The 19173-nt window shown below is 48.7% G+C and carries 10 protein-coding genes and 1 rRNA gene; 10 read left to right on the top strand and 1 reads right to left on the bottom strand.

The annotated features are described in order from the left end of the window. Positions 1-172 precede the first annotated feature (172 nt). The 3 genes from uvrB (at position 173) to AC1DLI_RS06315 (ending at position 5779) form a co-directional block, all read left to right on the top strand. Complete coding sequence (gene uvrB / locus AC1DLI_RS06325; RefSeq protein ID WP_477600692.1) at positions 173-2173, top strand: excinuclease ABC subunit UvrB; 2001 nt, start codon at positions 173-175, stop codon at positions 2171-2173. 16 nt (positions 2174-2189) lie between these two features. Further along, positions 2190-5072, top strand: a complete 2883-nt coding sequence (gene uvrA, locus AC1DLI_RS06320; RefSeq protein WP_477600690.1) for an excinuclease ABC subunit UvrA — start codon at positions 2190-2192, stop codon at positions 5070-5072. Positions 5073-5563: 491 nt separating this feature from the next. Further along, positions 5564-5779, top strand: a complete 216-nt coding sequence (locus AC1DLI_RS06315; protein WP_477600688.1) for a hypothetical protein — start codon at positions 5564-5566, stop codon at positions 5777-5779. Between the two features lie 164 nt (positions 5780-5943). Here AC1DLI_RS06315 and AC1DLI_RS06310 read toward each other — a convergent pair whose 3' ends face one another. After that, entirely contained in the window at positions 5944-6912 is a 969-nt protein-coding gene (locus AC1DLI_RS06310; RefSeq protein WP_477600686.1) for a sugar phosphate isomerase/epimerase family protein, read from the bottom strand. 312 nt (positions 6913-7224) lie between these two features. Here AC1DLI_RS06310 and AC1DLI_RS06305 point away from each other — a divergent pair, with 312 nt between their 5' ends. The 7 genes from AC1DLI_RS06305 to AC1DLI_RS06275 all read left to right on the top strand — a co-directional run. Further along, entirely contained in the window at positions 7225-8340 is a 1116-nt protein-coding gene (locus tag AC1DLI_RS06305; protein WP_477600684.1) for a S1C family serine protease, read from the top strand. 56 nt (positions 8341-8396) lie between these two features. Then, the gene (locus tag AC1DLI_RS06300) at positions 8397-10322 is read left to right on the top strand and encodes a stalk domain-containing protein (protein WP_477600682.1); all 1926 of its coding nucleotides are present in this window, start codon (positions 8397-8399) and stop codon (positions 10320-10322) included. Positions 10323-10522: 200 nt separating this feature from the next. Continuing rightward, a complete protein-coding gene (locus tag AC1DLI_RS06295; protein WP_477600680.1) occupies positions 10523-13039 on the top strand; it encodes a U32 family peptidase in 2517 nt (838 codons plus the stop codon). Positions 13040-13224: 185 nt separating this feature from the next. Further along, positions 13225-13944 carry a heptaprenylglyceryl phosphate synthase gene (pcrB, locus tag AC1DLI_RS06290; protein WP_477600678.1) on the top strand — a complete coding sequence of 240 codons (720 nt, stop codon included), beginning with the start codon at positions 13225-13227 and terminating at the stop codon, positions 13942-13944. A 258-nt stretch (positions 13945-14202) separates the two neighbouring features. Then, a complete protein-coding gene (pcrA, locus tag AC1DLI_RS06285; protein WP_477600676.1) occupies positions 14203-16581 on the top strand; it encodes a DNA helicase PcrA in 2379 nt (792 codons plus the stop codon). A 64-nt stretch (positions 16582-16645) separates the two neighbouring features. Next, the gene (gene ligA / locus AC1DLI_RS06280) at positions 16646-18649 is read left to right on the top strand and encodes an NAD-dependent DNA ligase LigA (RefSeq protein ID WP_477601171.1); all 2004 of its coding nucleotides are present in this window, start codon (positions 16646-16648) and stop codon (positions 18647-18649) included. A 384-nt stretch (positions 18650-19033) separates the two neighbouring features. Next, positions 19034-19173: ribosomal RNA gene (locus AC1DLI_RS06275) — 16S ribosomal RNA — on the top strand; the annotation flags it as partial.

The following is a 19173-nucleotide window of genomic DNA, read 5'->3' as shown; positions in this document are numbered from 1 at the left end:
TTCAGCTGCGCGTATTTTTTTTGAATTCAGAACATTGCGCCGCTTGACAGATAACGGTATAATATACGGGAACAAACATTCTTATTTTGTGAAAACATATGAAATGAAATTCCTATAATTGACTATACTGTTAAGATAATAACAATCGGAATGATGGGGGTGGAGATTAGGCGTGAGTGAGCTTACCAAGGAAACAAAGCTGTTTGAACTAAAGTCTGAATATACGCCGCAAGGAGATCAGCCGAAAGCGATTGTGCAGCTTTTGGAGGGAATAAAGGCCGGTAAGAGGCACCAGACATTGCTGGGTGCAACGGGTACAGGTAAGACATATACGATAGCAAACATGGTCGAGAAGCTAAATCGGCCAACGCTCGTGATTGCGCATAATAAGACGCTTGCTGCTCAGCTGTGCAGCGAGTTCAAAACTTTTTTTCCGGATAACGCAGTAGAATATTTCGTGAGCTATTATGATTACTATCAGCCTGAAGCTTACATCCCTTCAACCGATACCTTCATTGAGAAGGATTCAAGCATCAATGACGAGATCGATAAGCTGCGACATTCAGCAACGAGCTCTCTGTTTGAGCGGCGTGACGTCATCATTGTAGCCAGCGTGTCCTGTATCTACGGTCTAGGGTCGCCGGAGGAATATGGAGGCCTTGTGTTTTCGCTCCGAGTAGGGATGGAAAAGCCGCGCGATGTCATTTTGCACAAATTGGTCGATATTCAGTATCAACGCAATGATATTAGCTTTACGCGGGGAACCTTCCGCGTACGCGGCGATATCGTCGAGATATTTCCTGTATCCAATAATGAGCGGGCTATTCGGGTGGAGCTGTTCGGGGACGAAATCGAGCGAATATCAGAAATTGATGTGCTGACGGGTGAAATTATCGGAGAACGCGAACACATTGCGATCTTTCCGGCATCTCACTTCGTAACCAAAGAAGAAACCATGAAGGTAGCGCTCGTCAACATTGAGAGAGAGCTTGAGGAACGTCTAGCCGAGCTGCGCGAGGCAGGTAAGCTGTTGGAAGCGCAGCGGCTGGAGCAGCGGACGCGGTACGATTTGGAAATGATGGCGGAAATGGGCTTTTGCTCGGGCATCGAGAACTATTCCGGGCCGCTCACGTTTAGGGAGCGGGGAGCGACGCCTTATACGCTGCTGGATTATTTCCCGGACGACATGGTTATCGTCATTGATGAATCGCATGTATCCTTGCCGCAAATCCGGGCCATGTACAATGGTGACCGCGCCCGTAAGGAGATGCTTGTTAATCACGGCTTCAGGCTTCCTTCGGCAATGGATAACCGGCCTCTCCGTTTTGAAGAATTTGAGGCAAAGGCGAAGCAGCTGGTTTATGTATCTGCAACACCGGGACCTTACGAGATTGAGCATACGGACAAAATGATCGAGCAAATCATACGGCCTACAGGTCTTATTGATCCGATCATTGACGTTCGCCCGACAAAAGGGCAAATCGATGACCTTCTGAACGAAATCCGTGATCGGATTGCGAAGGATGAACGGGTGCTTGTCACGACGCTGACCAAGAAGATGTCAGAGGATTTAACTGATTATATGAAGGAGATAGGTATTAAGGTTAGATATCTCCATTCCGATATAAAGACGCTGGAGCGACTGGCTATTTTGCGGGATCTCAGACTCGGCGTATTCCATGTGCTTATTGGAATCAACTTGCTCCGCGAAGGCTTGGATTTGCCGGAGGTTTCGCTGGTTACGATTCTCGACGCGGACAAGGAAGGTTTTCTCCGGTCCGACCGTGCGCTTATCCAAACGATTGGACGTGCGGCGCGGAACAGCGAGGGCCGTGTAATCATGTACGGGGATAAAATAACCGATTCTATGGACCGCGCGATAAAGGAAACGGAACGCCGCCGCACGATACAGCTTGCCTACAACGAGAAGCATGGCGTTACGCCGCAAACGATACGCAAGAAAGTGCATGACGTAATTGAAGCGACGAAGGTAGCGGAACAGAAGGCCGATTACTTGACCGGAGCCGGTGCGGGCAAGATGAACAAAAAGGAACGTCTGGCGCTTCTTCAAAGGCTGGAAGCGGAAATGAAGGACGCAGCGAAAAATCTGCAGTTCGAACGTGCAGCAGAGCTGCGGGATGCGCTGCTTGAGCTGCGCGCAGAGATGGGCTAAGTAGGAGGAGAAACGATTGGCTAGCGATAAAATAGTTATTAAGGGCGCTCGTGCCCACAATCTCAAAAATATTGACGTCACGATACCGCGCGACAAGTTTGTGGTGCTGACGGGATTAAGCGGCTCGGGTAAATCCTCGCTCGCATTTGATACGATCTATGCGGAAGGACAGCGCCGCTACGTGGAATCCTTATCCGCCTATGCGCGTCAATTTCTCGGGCAAATGGAAAAACCGGATGTCGATTCGATCGACGGACTATCGCCGGCCATTTCCATTGATCAGAAGACGACAAGCCGGAATCCGCGTTCCACAGTCGGTACGGTAACAGAAATTTATGACTATTTGCGGCTGTTGTTTGCCCGTATCGGCAAACCGCATTGTCCGGAGCATGGCATTGAAATTACTTCGCAGACCGTTGAACAAATGGTCGATCGGATTATGGAGTATCCCGAGAAGACAAAGCTTCAAATTCTGGCGCCTCTTATTTCCGGGCGCAAGGGTGAACATACGAAGCTGCTGGCTGATATTCAGAAGCAGGGTTTCGTTCGGGTACGCGTGAATGGCGAGCTGCGTGAGCTTAGCGAGAAGATTGAACTCGAGAAAAACAAGAAACACAGCATCGAAGTCGTTGTTGACCGCATTGTTGTGAAATCCGATATCCAAACTAGGCTCGCTGATTCTTTGGAAACGGCTCTTAAACTATCCGAGGGCCGCGTACTCGTTGACATTATTGATCAAGAGGAGCTGCTCTTCAGCTCCAACCTTGCTTGTCCGGAGTGCGGCTTTAGTATTGATGAGCTGGAGCCGCGTATGTTCTCCTTTAATAGTCCATACGGCGCATGCCCGGATTGCGACGGATTAGGCGTCAAAATGATCGTGGATCCAGACTTGCTTGTCCCTGACACTAGCAAGTCGATCGATGATGCGGCATTCCTGGCATGGGCAGGCAGCACATCAAACTATTATCCTCAGTTTCTGAGCGCAGTTTGCGTACACTATGGCATACGGCAAGATGTGCCGGTATCTGAGCTTGAGCCTGAGCAAATGAAGAAGCTCCTATATGGAACTGGCGGGGAACGTGTTCGCTTCCTATATGAAAATGATTTTGGCCATCGGAAAGAAGCATATGTGCCATTCGAGGGTATCGTTCATAATTTGGAGCGCCGATACAGAGATACAGCATCTGATATGATGCGCGAGCATATTGAGAACTACATGAGTGCCAAGCCATGTGCTGGCTGTAAGGGACAGCGGCTGCGCAAGGAGAGTTTGGCAGTTACTATCCATACTCAAAATATATCCCAAGTTACCTCCTTCTCGATTGGCGATGCGCAGCGTTATTTCGAGTCGCTTAAGCTTTCGCAGAAGGAGCTGGCGATTGCGAGCCTTATTTTGAAGGAAATCAACAGCCGTCTAGGTTTCCTAGTTAATGTCGGGCTTGAATATTTGTCGTTAAGCCGTGCGGCGGGAACATTGTCTGGCGGTGAAGCGCAGCGGATTCGCTTAGCGACACAGATCGGCTCCAGCTTGATGGGCGTCCTCTATATATTGGACGAGCCGAGTATCGGCCTGCATCAGCGTGACAATGACCGATTGATCGAGACACTTGAGCATATGCGAAATCTAGGCAATACGCTGATTGTCGTCGAGCATGATGAGGATACGATGCTCGCTGCCGATTATATCATCGATATCGGTCCAGGAGCAGGCATACATGGCGGGATGGTCATTGCAGAAGGTACGCCGGAAGAAGTCATGGCGAATGAAAATTCGCTAACGGGCCAGTACTTGAGCGGACGCAAGTTCATCGAGGTGCCTGCAGAGCGTCGGAAAACGAATGAAAAATGGTTAGAGGTTCGCGGAGCGAAGGAAAATAACCTTAGAAACGTCAACGTAAAAATTCCGCTCGGCGTATTCTCAGCCGTAACGGGCGTATCCGGATCAGGCAAATCGACCTTCGTAAACGAAATTCTTTATAAGACTTTAGCTCGGGACCTCAACAAAGCGAAGACACGCCCAGGTCAATACAAAGAACTGCGCGGCATTGAGCATCTGGAAAAGGTTATCGACATTGACCAATCACCGATCGGTAGAACGCCAAGATCAAACCCGGCTACTTATACAGGCGTGTTTGATGACATTCGTGATCTATACGCGAGTACAACGGAATCCAAGGTTCGCGGATACAAGAAAGGCAGATTCAGCTTTAACGTCAAGGGCGGACGTTGCGAGGCATGCCGCGGAGACGGAATCATTAAGATCGAGATGCATTTCCTTCCTGATGTTTATGTCCCTTGTGAAATTTGCAAAGGGAAACGCTACAACCGCGAGACGCTTGAGGTGAAATACAAAGGTAAAAACATTGCAGAAGTTCTGGATATGACAATCGAGGATGGCTGTGCCTTCTTCGAGAACATTCCTCGTATTCACCGTAAGGTACAGACCTTACTCGATGTTGGTCTTGGTTATATGAAGCTTGGTCAGCCGGCAACGACGTTATCCGGCGGCGAGGCGCAGCGGGTGAAATTAGCGGCTGAGCTCTATCGTCGTTCGACGGGCAAGACGCTCTACATTTTGGATGAGCCAACTACAGGATTGCATGTGCATGACATCGACAGATTACTGACTGTACTGCACCGTTTGGTTGATTCAGGCGAATCTGTGCTTGTCATTGAACATAACCTGGATGTCATCAAGACAGCGGACTACTTAATTGACCTAGGGCCGGAGGGCGGCAGCGGCGGCGGTATGATCGTTGCAACTGGGACACCGGAGCAGGTAATTAAAGTAGAGCAATCATATACCGGCAAGTATTTGAAGCCAATTCTAGAGCGCGACCGTGCACGCACGGCAGCTCAGCATAAAGAGAAGCAGAAGGTAGCGGCTTCGGCAGAATAATACTGAAACAGCAGACTGGAATCGCCAGTCTGCTGTTTTTAATTTCATATCTGAATGCACCATGAAAGGAAAAGAGACATCAGGTTGTAAATAGACAAAAAATGATTAATAAAATAAGCGGAAAACTCCTATAAATAAAGGAAAAAAAGAAAATGTATTGTGGGTATATAGTCAAATGTGGTAATCGAAGATATCTTATTTAGATTTATTTGCACACTCAGGTACGTACAGTATTTGGATATACAGTTAGAATAAAAACGGGTTGATTGTGATCCGGTTGTATTTCTGAAGAAGCATAGTTATAGATCATGGAAGAGATGGACAATTTATTACTGCAGGATAACTTGGAGAAGCCAGGTTTTGAGAAAAAGAAATTTTTTTTTGAATTCGTGACAAAGTTGTTACGAATCCCGTTTCAGACTTGCATCGGAAGCCACAAAAAGCTAACATATAGTAATATAGGTTACGTGCGAAAAAAAGGAGGCCCCTTCATGTTTTTAGCAGCAGAAGCAGCTCACACTGCAAGTAAAATTGGTACTTTTGATTGGTTTATGCTTGCATTTACCGTATTGATTGCAATCGGTTTTGTTCGTCTTTTGAACGCTCGTCCAAAGAAAAACATCTTCGCGATTGGCTTTACGGCCGTATCACTCGGATTATTCTTGTTGATCGATTACATTATGATCACCAAAGTATGGTTAGCTTAGCATTTCGCATAGAAAAAGGTCTGCCGGACAAGTCCGGCAGACCTTTTTTTATATATATAAGAATATATAAGTTTTCATTTATAAATGAGCTTATATATCTCCGCGAAACGACAGCTTTAGTCACATAGGACGGCGACTGCCGTTTACACTTGTGTCTATGAAGATTAAACCCACCACATCTCGCCAAGCGGCTCGCGGATAAGGATTTGTTGTAGATTTTGAACAGCTTTCGTGAAGCCTTCGTCAACCGACATCAGGCCGTCCTCATGCTCGATGCTGACAACATAGTCATAGCCGACCAAACGGAGTGCGCTAAGGATGTCTGCCCATGTTTTTAAGTCATGGCCATAACCGACAGTACGGAACTGCCAAGCGCGATCAAGCATTAGAGCGTATGATTGCATATCCGTTACGCCATGGTGGTTGACGTTGATCGGGTCAATCGTTGTGTCCTTCGCGTGGAAGTGATGAATAGCTCCAGCGCGTCCGAGGATATGTACGGCTTGTACAGGATCAATGCCTTGCCACCACATGTGGCTCGGATCAAGGTTAGCGCCAATTGCATTGCCAGCCGCTTCACGAAGACGAAGAAGGGTAGCGGGACTGTGCACGGAGAAGCCGCCATGAAGCTCTAGACCGATTTTTACGCCGCTCGCTGTAGCAAGCTTTCCGATCTCAGACCAATAAGGAATAACTTTTGCTTCCCATTGCCATTTCAAAATGTCTTGGAAATCATTCGGCCAAGGAGCAACCGGCCAGTTTGGATATTTCGCATCCTCATGATCGCCAGGGCAACCGGAGAAAGTATTTACAACGGATACTTCAAGGCGGTTAGCAAGCTCGATGGTTTTACGAATAACTTCATCATGCTCTGTCGAAATTGCCTTTTGTGGATGCAGTGGATTGGCATGGCAGCTTAGTGCGCTAATCATCAATCCACGCGATTCTATCGCATGCTTAAACGCTTTCAGCTTTCCTTCGTCAGCAAGCAATCCATCAAGATCGCAATGTGCATCTCCTGGGTAACCACCTGTTCCGATTTCGATGGCGTCTAGCCCTTTGGAGGCGATATAGTCGAGAGCTTCCTCGAATGGCTTTTGTGCAAAAAGAACGCTAAATACTCCTAATTTCATTTAATCATTTACCTCCCGAATCCATCAAATGGATTGATTTAGTAGTCCCACATAGTATACCACTTCTGTAATCAGAACACATAACCGAAACCACATTTGACAAAATAGCATAATAACTAAACAAAACCAGCATATTGCGGGACTTGAGATCCAATTACTTATTGCTATTGAACTAATGGAAGTTCTGATTTTCATTGTCGTTATTGGGAATATATGCTATATTACAGTCTGATTACTATATTTGGAATGCTGACAATTTACTAGAAATAGTCTGGATTCAAAAGAGAGAGAAGGATAGAGGAGAGTGAATTCATGAAGAGCAAAATGCTCCGCATATGCAGCGTCATCATGCTGGGAGCAATGGTCACCGCAGGAACGGCCTGGGCAGCTAGTACTGGCAATGTATCTACACATGCATTGAACGCAAAAAAAATTAATGGCGAGGTTTATGTCAAGGCAAGCTCACTAACGAGCGTGCTTGGCGGAACCGGGACCTTTGATTCAAAGTCCAACACTTACGTATATACGCCAACCGATATTCCATCGGTCGTAAAGAAAGTTTCGCCGTCGGTTGTCGCTATTATAGGAAAACCAACGGATATCGGGTCTGCGGATCCAAGATACGCGCTGGCACATGGAACGGGTGTCATTATACGGGCGGATGGCTGGATTGTGACAAATGCTCATGTCGTGGAGGATATGACCAATTTGGTTGTCGTAACGGCGGACGGCAAGAAATATGATGCAGTAAGAACGCATCACGATGAGGCGAGCGACCTGGCATTGGTGAAAATCAAAGCAACAAAGCTTCCTATTGCAAAACTGGCTGCATCTCCGCTTAAAGTACAGGTTGGGGAAACGGTTGTTGCGATCGGCACACCGGTATCGTTCTCGCTGCGCAATACGGCTACAAGCGGAATTTTGAGCGGTATGAACCGCAGCGTGTCGTCCGCATACAATCTCCTTCAGACGGATGCGGCAATTAATCCAGGAAACAGCGGCGGTCCGCTCGTTAACATGAAAGGCGAAGTCATCGGCATTAATTCTCTGAAGTTTGTAGAGGTGGGCGTTGATAATCTCGGGTTTTCCATCCCGGCGGATACGGTTCAATATGTGACCAATCATTTCTTCAAATACGGACATGTCAAACGCGCAGCGCTGGGACTAGAGCTTGAGGAAAGCTGGTCTGCGCTCATCGGCATTCCAACATCAGATCCTTTGACCGTCAAAACCGTAACCTCGGCGGCGGCCAAAAAAGCAGGCATTCAAAACGGCGATTTACTCTATAAGGTTGCAGGCAAGCAAGTATCGACAATTGTAGAGTTAAATGAGCTTTTAAAAAGCTATTTGCCTGGCCAGCAGGTTGAAGTCATGCTGCAAATCGATGGCGATCTCGTCACTCGAAAACTGACTTTAGTTGAGGGTTAAGCAACAAGCAAGATCAAGATAACCGCACTTATATGATGAGGGGAAGAAATTAAAAGATGAAATTAAATGTTATCAAGAGAATGATCATGCTGCTATTGCCTGCATTGCTAGTCCTATCGCTGCTTCCGGCAGCGGCGTTCGCGGCAGATACGGGCACTCAAGTTGAGGTTCGATTGAAGGCGGGCAGTAAAACGGTCAAAATAAACGGCGCACCCTCTACGGTAGAAGCGCCTTTTGTAAGCAGCGGTACAACGATGGTTCCATTGAAAGTGATAACGAATGCATTCGGTGCAGGGCTTAAATTAGAAAATGGCAATGTCATTACCCTTACATATAACGATCGCAAGGTCATTCTAACTTTTGGAAGCAAAACAGTTAAAGTAAACGGCGCAACCAAAGCCGTCGCTGTAGCTCCAGTCGTTGTAAAAGGCTCCACAATGGTACCGCTTCGCGTTATTGTTGAAGCCTTCGGCGCAAAAATCACGGCGGACAGCGCAACAAAAGAAACCGTCATTATCGGCGTACGTGCACAATCAGCTGGAACGGGCGGCACGTCCATCGATTCCGATTACGGGAAAACAAAAGTCGGCGACAGCTACTATGGCTGGTCTTTGAACTACCCGGCTGGTTTAGTGCAGGTTATGCAAAGCGATAACGGCGATTACGTAAAATGGGCGGATACCGCGGATGCATCAAAGGTAGCTGCTCAAGTTAACGTGGTTACGGAGCATGTCGGAAACGATACGCTGACAAGCGAAGAGCAGCGCGATGTTCTTTACAATTATTATGATGAAGACGAAATTACGGTCGACAAGCGGACGATCACCGTAAATGGTCTTATCTTCGAAAAACAAATTACCTATACAAAAGAAACGAAAATGTACTATGAGTATCGCGGGATTCAAAAAGACGATCTCTATTTTATCGTCATTGTTGGTTTGAAAGGCACGGACAAATCGGTGTTGAACAGCTATGCCGCTTTGCTTAACAGCTTCACGCCTTCATATAATCAAGCGGATAAGGCGATCAAAAATATTACGAAGGTTAAGGATGGTTTTATTACCTTTAAGGATGCTGATTACGGATTTACCGTTAAGCTGCCCACAGATTGGTACAGCGATAGAGATAGCATCACTCCGGCGTACACCAACGAAACTGACGTTTTGGCGTTTAACCTATCTTCGCTGGTAGCAGGCGATACGCTTGAAAACTGGGCAACCCGGAGAGAAGCGCGTATACGTGAGGACTTCATCAGCTCGAATGTACGCAACTTTGTTACGGCGCCTTTAGATCTTAAAGACGGCAAGGCTTTATCGTTGAGCTACGAATATACCTATGGCAGCAATGTATGGTTTACTTATAATGAGGTATTGCTCATATCGGGGAATTACCGCTATTCGCTGGATTACGGTTACCTTTCCTCAAACAGTGCGAAGAGCAGCGCTTCTTTCAAGCAAGTGATCGCTTCCGTTGACATTGACACGGCTTTCATCGAGAAAAATTTCGGTCTGGTCGAGGATGATTACGATCTTGTGGATCGTAGCAAAAGAGTAACGAAGCGCAGTACGGAATATGGCTATTCGATAGATATTCCGGCGTATTGGTATGGCGYTCAAAATAATTTCAACAAGGATGAAGTGTTGTATACATCCGGTGCGGGGGAAATGGGCGTATTCGAATCAGAACATAACGCTTCTACATTTGCTTCCGGCATTGTACAATACGCGAACACGCCAGAAAACATTGCGCAAGGGGTGACCGTAAGGGAGTCCACGACCGTAACGATTAACGGGAAAACGGCGCAGAAAGTGGTTTTGTATGTAGCTAAGCCGGAAGAAGACCTGCCGCACACGCAAACCTTTTATCTATTCGATACAAAAAATGGATCGATGGTGTTTCTCTTTGCCATTTATGATGTGCACGCAACAGAAAGCAACCTGAAGATTATCAATGATACAGTTCAATCGATTCGCTTTAATTAATAGAAATAACACTGGAAAGACTGGTCTCCCTAAGGGGATGGCCGGTCTTTTTTTGATGCATGCTGCTTCGAGCGGGTTGGATAAGGCACCGAGAACGCTTATCCATGCGCTAGTGCCAGTATTGTGTAGTGGTATAGAAGTCCGCGGTTTGTTAAGATAGTAATAGCAGGTGTTAAGGATGAGAGGAATGGACCGTTAAAATGACAGATACAATAGTAAGATCGGATATAGAGCTGTTGGCTCCGGCCGGCGATTGGGATTGCATGAGGGCGGCTGTCGCCAATGGCGCGGATGCGATATTTTTTGGCGTGGAGAAGTTCAATGCGCGCGCTCGCGCGAATAACTTCCGCAGCGAGGAACTGCCGGAAATAATGGCGTTTCTTCATACGTATGGGGTAAAAGGTTTTCTGACGTTTAACATACTTGTGTTCGAGGATGAGCTGAGAGATGCGCAGAAGCTGATTGAAATGTGTATCGATGCGGGCGTGGATGCCGTTATCGTACAAGACTTAGGACTTGTAAAGCTGATTCGGGAGCTCTCGCCGGACTTCCCGATTCACGGCTCCACGCAAATGACGATTACCTCGCCCGAAGCGGTCGAGTTTACGAAACCTTTTGGTATTGAGCGGGTTGTGCTCGGACGTGAGAATAACCTGAAGCAGATTCGCACGATCGGCGAGCAAGCGAAGCTTCCGATGGAAGTATTCGTACATGGCGCGTTATGTGTATCGTATTCGGGGCAGTGCCTAACGTCCGAGATGTGGGGAGGACGTTCGGCCAATCGCGGCGAATGCGCGCAGGCTTGCCGGCTGCCTTATGACTTGATGGTTGATGGCGAGGTGCAGCCGATGGGAGACATCGCGTATTTGCTGTCGCCGAAGGATTTGGCGGCAATCGATATTGTGCCGGAGCTCATCCAAGCAGGCGTAAAGTCATTTAAAATAGAAGGACGTCTCAAAAGTCCGGAATATGTCGCGAATGTCGTGAGCAAGTATCGGCGCGCGATCGATAAATATTTCGACGGCGATTTGTCGAAGCCGTCGGTGGAGGATGTGCGTGAGCTGCAGCAAAGCTTCTCGCGCGGCTTCACGCATGGTTTCTTGTCGGGAACGAACAACAAGATGCTTGTTGAGGGCACGTTCCCGAAAAGCCGCGGCGTCTACCTCGGCCGTGTGGAGCGCATTATGCGCGATGCGGTTACGCTGCGGATCGATGCGCCTTTGAAGCGCGGCGATGGCATTGTGTTTGACGCAGGCGACCCGACGAAGAAGGAAGAGGGCGGCCGCGTTTATGATATTCGCCGGCAGGGCGTGAAAATTGAAGGCGAAGCGCAGGAAGGCACGATGATTGAATTGGTATCGGGCCGAAACGACGTGGATCTGCGTAAAGTGCATGTCGGCGACCGCGTATGGAAGACCAATGACCCGGCGCTGGACAAGCGTCTGAGAGCTTCTTTCGAAACCGAAAAGCCTTACCGCGTTTTTCCGCTTCATATAAGAGTCACTGGCGCGCTGGGACAGCCGATGCGAACCTGGTGGACGGATGTTCAAAAAGGTACGACCATCGAGGTGGTTACGGAGCTGGAGCTGGAGCAAGCGCAGAAACGTCCAATGGATGCGGCGCTGCTTGAGGATCAATTGGGCCGTCTCGGCGGTACCGTATATCAACTGGAGAAGCTTGAAGTTGAACTGCAGGGTGATTTGATCGTACCAATCCGCGAGCTGAACCGTTTGCGCCGCGAAGCGGTTGAACTGCTCGCAGGCGAGCGGCCAAAGCCGCCGGTCTACGTGAAAAATCCGGTTGATGCGCGTGCGGACGTGCCGGAGAAGGATGTTCTGGCTCCGCAAAGCGGGAAAGATGCGAAGTTGATCGCGTTATGCCGTACCTTGGAGCAGGTGCAGGCGGCCGTCAAAACCGATGTCGCATACGTATATGCCGATTTTGAATTTATTAAGCAGTTTCCGGCAGCGATCGCTGCTGCGCGCGATGCCGGCAAACCGATCGCGCTTGCAACGCCGCGCATTCATATGCCGGGCGAGAACGGCTACCATGCAAATATTTTGAAGCTGCAGCCTGACGCCGTGCTCGTGCGGAACACCGGAGCGCTTTATTACTACCTCCGTGCGCGCGCAGCTAATCCGGATAAGCCTTTCCCTAAGCTGATTGGCGATTTCTCGCTAAATGTAGCTAACCATAAAGCGGTGAACCTGTTCACTGAAGTCGGGCTTGATCTCATCACCCCGTCCTATGATTTGAACATTCAGCAGATGGTCGATCTGCTTGAAAGCTCGGATACATCGATGCTGGAAATGGTCATTCATCAGCATTTGCCGATGTTCCACACGGAGCACTGCGTGTATTGCACCTTTATGAGCGAAGGGACGGACTTCACCAACTGTGGCCGTCCATGCGAGGAGAAGCGCGCATCCTTGCAGGATCGTATCGGAATGGCGCATCCTGTTCGAGTTGACGAGGGCTGCCGCAATACCGTTTACAATGCGATCGAGCAATCGGGAGCCGAATATATCCGCAATTTCGTAAGTATGGGCGTATCCAACTTCCGTGTTGAATTCTTGGAAGAAACGCCGGAGAAGGTGCATGAGGTGCTCGGACTTTATCGCGATGCCCTTGATGGCCGCATTAGCGGAACGCAAGTGTGGCGGAGTCTCAAGGCGATCAATCAGCTTGGCGTTACGCGCGGACAGCTGGTTAAATAACAAACACGATTCAGTGTATTTAAGGCAAAACCGTCTTCTCTTTTCTCGAGAGGACGGTTTTTTATTTCTAGTTGCAGCGAGGATAAGCGTAATGATTTGACACGGTATTCGACCTGACATAGCATAGTAGAATAGCGCAATTATGAGGCATTAGATTTTTGTGAAAAAGCGAGGCGTGATCATCTATGAATGATGCTTGGTTTTCCGGCTGGAGGCATGTGTTTAAGCTCGACCCGGATCGAGAAATATCCGATGAAACGCTGGATGCCATCTGTACATCAGGTACCGATGCGGTAATCGTCGGCGGCTCCAGCGGCGTTACATTTGAAAATATAGTTGATCTTATGGCGCGTATCCGCAGATATGAGGTAGACTGCGCTCTTGAGGTATCTACTTTAGATGGCGCGGTTCCCGGATTTGACGGATACTTTATACCGCTTGTTCTCAACTCGAGCAAGGCGGAATGGATAACGGGCTGGCAAACCGAGGGGCTGAAGGAATATGGCAATTTTGTTCCTTGGGAAGAAACGGCGGCGCAGGGATACATTATTTTGAATGAGGAAGCTACCGCGGCAAAGCTGACCGAAGCGAAGACGGACCTGGATGAAGCGGAGCTGATTGCGCATGTTCGCATGGCCGACCGTTTAATGAGGCTTCCGGTTATTTATTTGGAGTATAGCGGAAAGTTTGGCGACATGCAGCTGGTGAAGCGGGCAAGAATGGCAGCGGTTCAAGCGCAAATTTTTTACGGCGGCGGCATTGATAACCCGGAAAGCGCGCGTCAAGCCGCAGAGGTCGCTCATACCGTTGTTGTTGGAAATGTGATATACAGCGATCTAACGGCCGCTTTGTCCACTGTGGATGCCGTACGAGAKGTCGTTAGCAGCAGTCTGCAGGTGAAGTAGCTTTTAAGAACAACAAGATCGACATTCAGCGTGATGAAAATGGTGCTGCACGGCATAAGAAGAAACGGTCTTCTTATGAAGTTCGGCGCTATTTTTCTGTATAAGCGTATCAATAGAAAAGACGGACGAGGTGCACTCGTTTTTAGGCCTCTGATGACGGAAATTGGACGGTGTTTTTTTGGGTTTGCAAATTGACACAGGGATGGTCGTTGTCTACACTGAGAAGAGGCGAACATATGCGAACAAAGGAGTCGGAGCATGTTGAATTATATTAGCATCGAGCAAGCGGTACAGAAGCTGAATCCGCCGCAGCGTGAGGCTGTTCAAGCGACTGACGGGCCGCTGTTGATTATGGCCGGAGCGGGCAGCGGCAAGACGCGCGTACTGACGCATCGAATTGCTTACTTAATAGAAAAGAAGCGTGTAGCGCCATGGAGTATTCTCGCTATCACCTTTACGAATAAAGCATCACGGGAAATGCAGGATCGGGTAAGCGCGCTCGTTGGACCATCGGGACGGGATATATGGGTATCTACCTTTCACTCGATGTGCGTGCGCATTCTGCGCAGAGATATCGATCGGATCGGCTTTACATCTAGCTTTTCTATACTGGATTCTTCGGACCAGCTGTCGGTAATCCGCGGTTGCATGAAGGACATGAATATCGATACGAAGAAATTTGAGCCAAAGGCGGTTCAGGCCGCAATCAGCAGCTCAAAAAATGAACTGATTTCGCCTGAACAATTCGAGCAGAAGGTCGGCGATTATTTTGACGGCATCGTGGCCCAGGTGTTCACAAAATACCAGAAGAAGCTGAGAGCCAATAACTCTCTAGACTTTGACGATCTCATCATGATGACGATTCAATTGTTCAAAGATGTGCCTGAGGTGCTTGAGTTCTACCAGAACAAGTTCCGCTACATTCACGTCGATGAGTATCAGGATACGAATAGGGCGCAATATATGTTGACGCGGATGCTTGCGGATAAGCATCATAACATTTGCGTAGTCGGCGACAGCGATCAGTCCATTTATCGTTGGCGGGGCGCGGATATTACGAACATTTTGAATTTCGAAGGCGATTATCCTGAAGCTCGGACGATCATGCTGGAGCAGAACTACCGGTCGACAGCAAATATCCTGGATGCCGCGAATGCGGTCATAAAGCTGAATACCGGCCGGAAGCCGAAGAAGCTGTGGACGGATCAAGGAGCAGGCGACCTAATCGCTCTTTATCAAGCGGATACAGAGCATGATGAAGGTTACTTCGTAACGGGCGAAATTCGCAAAAACATAAATAAAGGTCATAAATTTGCCGATCATGCAATTTTGTATCGTACGAATGCGCAGTCGCGGGTTATAGAGGAAATACTCATAAAATCGGATATTCCGTACCAGATCGTCGGGGGCATCAAGTTCTACGATCGCAAAGAGATCAAAGACATTCTTGGTTACTTGAAGCTTGTTTCTAATCCGGATGATGATATCAGCTTAGTGCGTATCATTAACGTGCCGAAGCGGGGGATCGGTGATACCACAGTCGGCAAGCTCGCTGATGAAGCGGCGCGGAGAGGTACCTCGATCTATCGCGTATTGAATGATTTGGGCGAGGTTGAGGTCAACGGTCGAACACGGACATTGCTGCGCGAGTTTTATGAGATTATCGACAATCTCACCCGTATGGTTGATTACTTATCGGTGACGGAGCTGACAGAGAAGGTGCTTGAGCTGTCGCAGTACCGCCTTGAGCTCCATCAGGAAAATACACTGGAGTCGAAAGCGCGCCTCGAAAATATCGATGAGTTTTTATCCGTGACTATGGATTTCGAGAAGCGGAACGAAGACAGGACACTCGTTGCCTTTCTTACGGATTTAGCACTCATTGCCGATATTGATTCTTTGAACAAGGACGAAGAGGAAGCGGAGAAGAACAAGGATGCCATCACATTGATGACGATGCACAGCGCCAAGGGACTTGAGTTTCCTGTCGTGTTCATTATCGGGATGGAGGAAAGCGTGTTTCCGCATAGCCGTGCGCTCGCTGACAACGAAGAGCTGGAGGAGGAGCGCAGACTTGCTTATGTAGGCATTACCCGCGCGGAGAAACGCTTGTATCTGACCTGCGCGCGCATGCGGACCTTGTTCGGCCGTACGAGCAGTAATCTGCCTTCACGGTTTTTGCAAGAAATACCCGAGAGCGTCAGAGAAGGCGCATCAAGCGGCAGCGGGGGCTACTCGCGAGCAGGTACTCGCAGCAGCGTAAGCGTAACAGGCGGTACAGGCGCGGCAGCGCCAGGCAGCCGGGGAGTTCCGGGTCGTGCGCCAGCTAACAGTGCTGGCGGCCGTTCCCCAGGTATTGGAGGAGCTAGTCCGGCATCGGCGGGCGGCAGAGGCGGCGTGCGAGTAAGCACACCGCTGCAGGATGCTGCTCGGACAGCGCAGGGAGGCGGCGCGGCAGGTGGTTCAGCGCCTGGAGAATTTGCGTCAGGCGAGAGAGTGTCACATGGCAAATGGGGCATAGGCGTCATCGTTTCCGTCAAAGGGACTGGCAAGGATATGGAGCTCAATATAGCCTTTCCGGCACCGATCGGCATCAAGCGTTTGCTTGCCGGCTTCGCGCCAATAACGAAAGTGTAAAATTGCTTAGTACATTTTGTACGATTAGAAGGAGGAGCCTTCCGTGAATGCTCAATTAGAGAGGATGCAACAGCTTGTTGAGAGTATTACAGAGCATAACTATCTTTACTACACGCTAGATCAGCCGACGATTAACGATGCTGATTATGACAAGCTTTACGACGAGCTCGTTGCGCTCGAAGCCGGACTCGGCATGGTATTGCCAGAATCGCCGACCCAGCGTGTTGGCGGGGATTTGCTCAAAGGCTTCGAGCCTTACAAGCATCGCGCTCGGTTGTGGAGTCTAGACAAGGCGCAGAATGTCGAAGATCTGCTCACATGGAATACGAGATTGCTCAAAGCGGTCGCCGACTATAATGCGAAGCATCCGGAAGAAGAGCCGCTTCCGCAGCCGACCTATGTGGTTGAGCTGAAGTTTGACGGATTGACCCTAAATCTGACTTACGAGGATGGACAGCTGGTTCAAGCGGCGACTCGAGGGAACGGTACGATCGGGGAAGGCATTTTGCAGCAGGTTCGCACCATTCGTTCAGTTCCGCTTACGATTCCGTTTAACGACGGCATCGTAGAGGTTCAGGGTGAAGGCATCATGCAGCTTTCGGTGCTGGCGAAGTACAATGAGACTGCGGCTGAGCCGCTCAAAAATGCCCGCAACGCAGCGGCGGGCGCTCTGCGTAATCTCAATCCGAGAGTTACGTCCGAGCGGAAGCTGAACGCCTTCTTCTATAATGTCGGTTTTGCTGACGGCGTTGCTTTTGCGGATCATCGTGAAATGCAGCAGTTTCTAAAAGAAAACCGTTTTAAAGTGAATCCGTATGTAACCTATCTGAATACGATCGAAGAAGTACAGGAAGAGCTGGTTTGCGTAACGGCGCAGCGGGAGCAGTTGGACTTCCTGATTGACGGTGCGGTTATTAAAGTTGTGGATATGCGGACGCGTGAGGCACTTGGCTATACAGACAAGTTTCCCCGCTGGGCGGTTGCATTTAAATTTGAAGCGGAAGAAGCGGCAACGGTGCTTGAAGCTGTTTCCTGGGAGGTAGGACGCACGGGCAAAATAACCCCGGTTGCCCGCGTCGAGGCTGTAGAACTCGCTGGTGTAACGGTTCAAAACTGTACGCTTAATAATATTGGCGACATTGAGCGTAAAAACCTAAAGCATGCCTTAGGCACGCTCGTTACGATTCGCCGCTCGAATGACGTCATTCCCGAAATATTAGGCAAAGCGGATGAAGAGCCTGGTATGGAGATTGTGTTCCCGACGGTTTGCCCTTCCTGCGGCACGGAGCTCGAGCAACGTGGTGCCCATCTGTTTTGTAATAATAAGCTTGGCTGTCAGCCGCAAATCATTGGCCGGATTACGCATTTTGCCTCTCGGGATGCGATGGATATCGATACGTTCAGCGTGATGACGGCAGACCAGCTTTACAAAGATTGCGAAGTGCGCGATCCTGCCGATTTATATGCACTCACTTACGATGATCTTATTAAGCTTGAACGCTTCGGTGAGAAGAAGGCCCTTAAGCTGCTTGCTGCCTTCGAGAAATCCAAGGATCGCGAGCTGGCGTCTTTCTTATTCGCCTTGGGTATTCCGAATACCGGAAAAGCTACGACAAAAATGCTCGCTGATCATTATGGAAACTTAGATGCGATTATGCAAGCGGATGCCGCAGAGCTGATTACTCTTCCGGATGTCGGTGGGATCGTGGCAGACAGTATAGTGAGCTTTTTCCAAGACCCGATTATTATGGCCAGCATTGCAATAATGCGCGAGCTAGGCGTGAAGGCTGAAGCCGAGCAGCAGCTGGTTGCAAGGAACGATAGTGTATTTAGCGGAAAAACCGTCGTCTTAACCGGCACGCTGCCAACCATGTCTAGAGATGAGGCTGCAAAGCTTCTTGAAGCATGCGGCGCTAAGATTTCAGGAAGCGTATCGAAAAAAACTGATTTCGTAGTGGCGGGTGAAAGTGCCGGAAGCAAGCTGACGAAAGCGCGTGAGCTAGGCATTACCGTTATAGAAGAAGAGGCAGAGCTGCTTCGTCTGTTGGGGGAAACGGTCACCCAGTAATGTTCTTTCATTAAGAACTGATCTGAAAGAGGCTAATCAAAGGTTATTGACCTTTTTAGCCTCTTCTTTTTATATAATGGAACTGATGAAGTAATTCAATGCTGAGGGTCAAAATTAAACTTGCATTTGTAAAATTTTTCAACTTGTAATCCGTTTGCGTAAGTGATATATTATTTCTTGTCGCTTCTGAGGCACACGGAAACAACCGAATGGAACACAAACATTTGTGAAACAAACTGTTGACAGTGTCGAATGAAGATGATAATATGATCTCTTGTCACGACAAAATGTGACAAACAAGTTCTTTGAAAACTGAACAAATGGATCACGTCGATCCGATAATGTTTTAAAATAGCTAGTTAAGTATTGAGCAAGTCAAACACCAATTTGGAGAGTTTGATCCTGGCTCAGGACGAACGCTGGCGGCGTGCCTAATACATGCAAGTCGAGCGGATCTTGTCCTTCGGGACAAGRTTAGCGGCGGACGGGTGAGTAACACGTGGGTAACCTGCCTGTAAGACTGG

The organism is Paenibacillus sp. 01T443, assembly GCF_056398325.1.
The sequence above is the reverse complement of the archived record's forward strand: the minus strand, read 5'-3'. Positions and strand labels throughout refer to the sequence as shown.

What these genes read in the sequence shown, in the direction of transcription:
- AC1DLI_RS06310 (WP_477600686.1), bottom strand. Translation starts at nt 6,912, where the DNA reads ATGAAATTAGGAGTATTTAGCGTTCTTTTTGCACAAAAGCCATTCGAG.
- ligA (WP_477601171.1), top strand. Translation starts at nt 16,646, where the DNA reads ATGCAACAGCTTGTTGAGAGTATTACAGAGCATAACTATCTTTACTAC.
- AC1DLI_RS06305 (WP_477600684.1), top strand. Translation starts at nt 7,225, where the DNA reads ATGAAGAGCAAAATGCTCCGCATATGCAGCGTCATCATGCTGGGAGCA.
- AC1DLI_RS06295 (WP_477600680.1), top strand. Translation starts at nt 10,523, where the DNA reads ATGACAGATACAATAGTAAGATCGGATATAGAGCTGTTGGCTCCGGCC.
- pcrA (WP_477600676.1), top strand. Translation starts at nt 14,203, where the DNA reads ATGTTGAATTATATTAGCATCGAGCAAGCGGTACAGAAGCTGAATCCG.
- AC1DLI_RS06315 (WP_477600688.1), top strand. Translation starts at nt 5,564, where the DNA reads ATGTTTTTAGCAGCAGAAGCAGCTCACACTGCAAGTAAAATTGGTACT.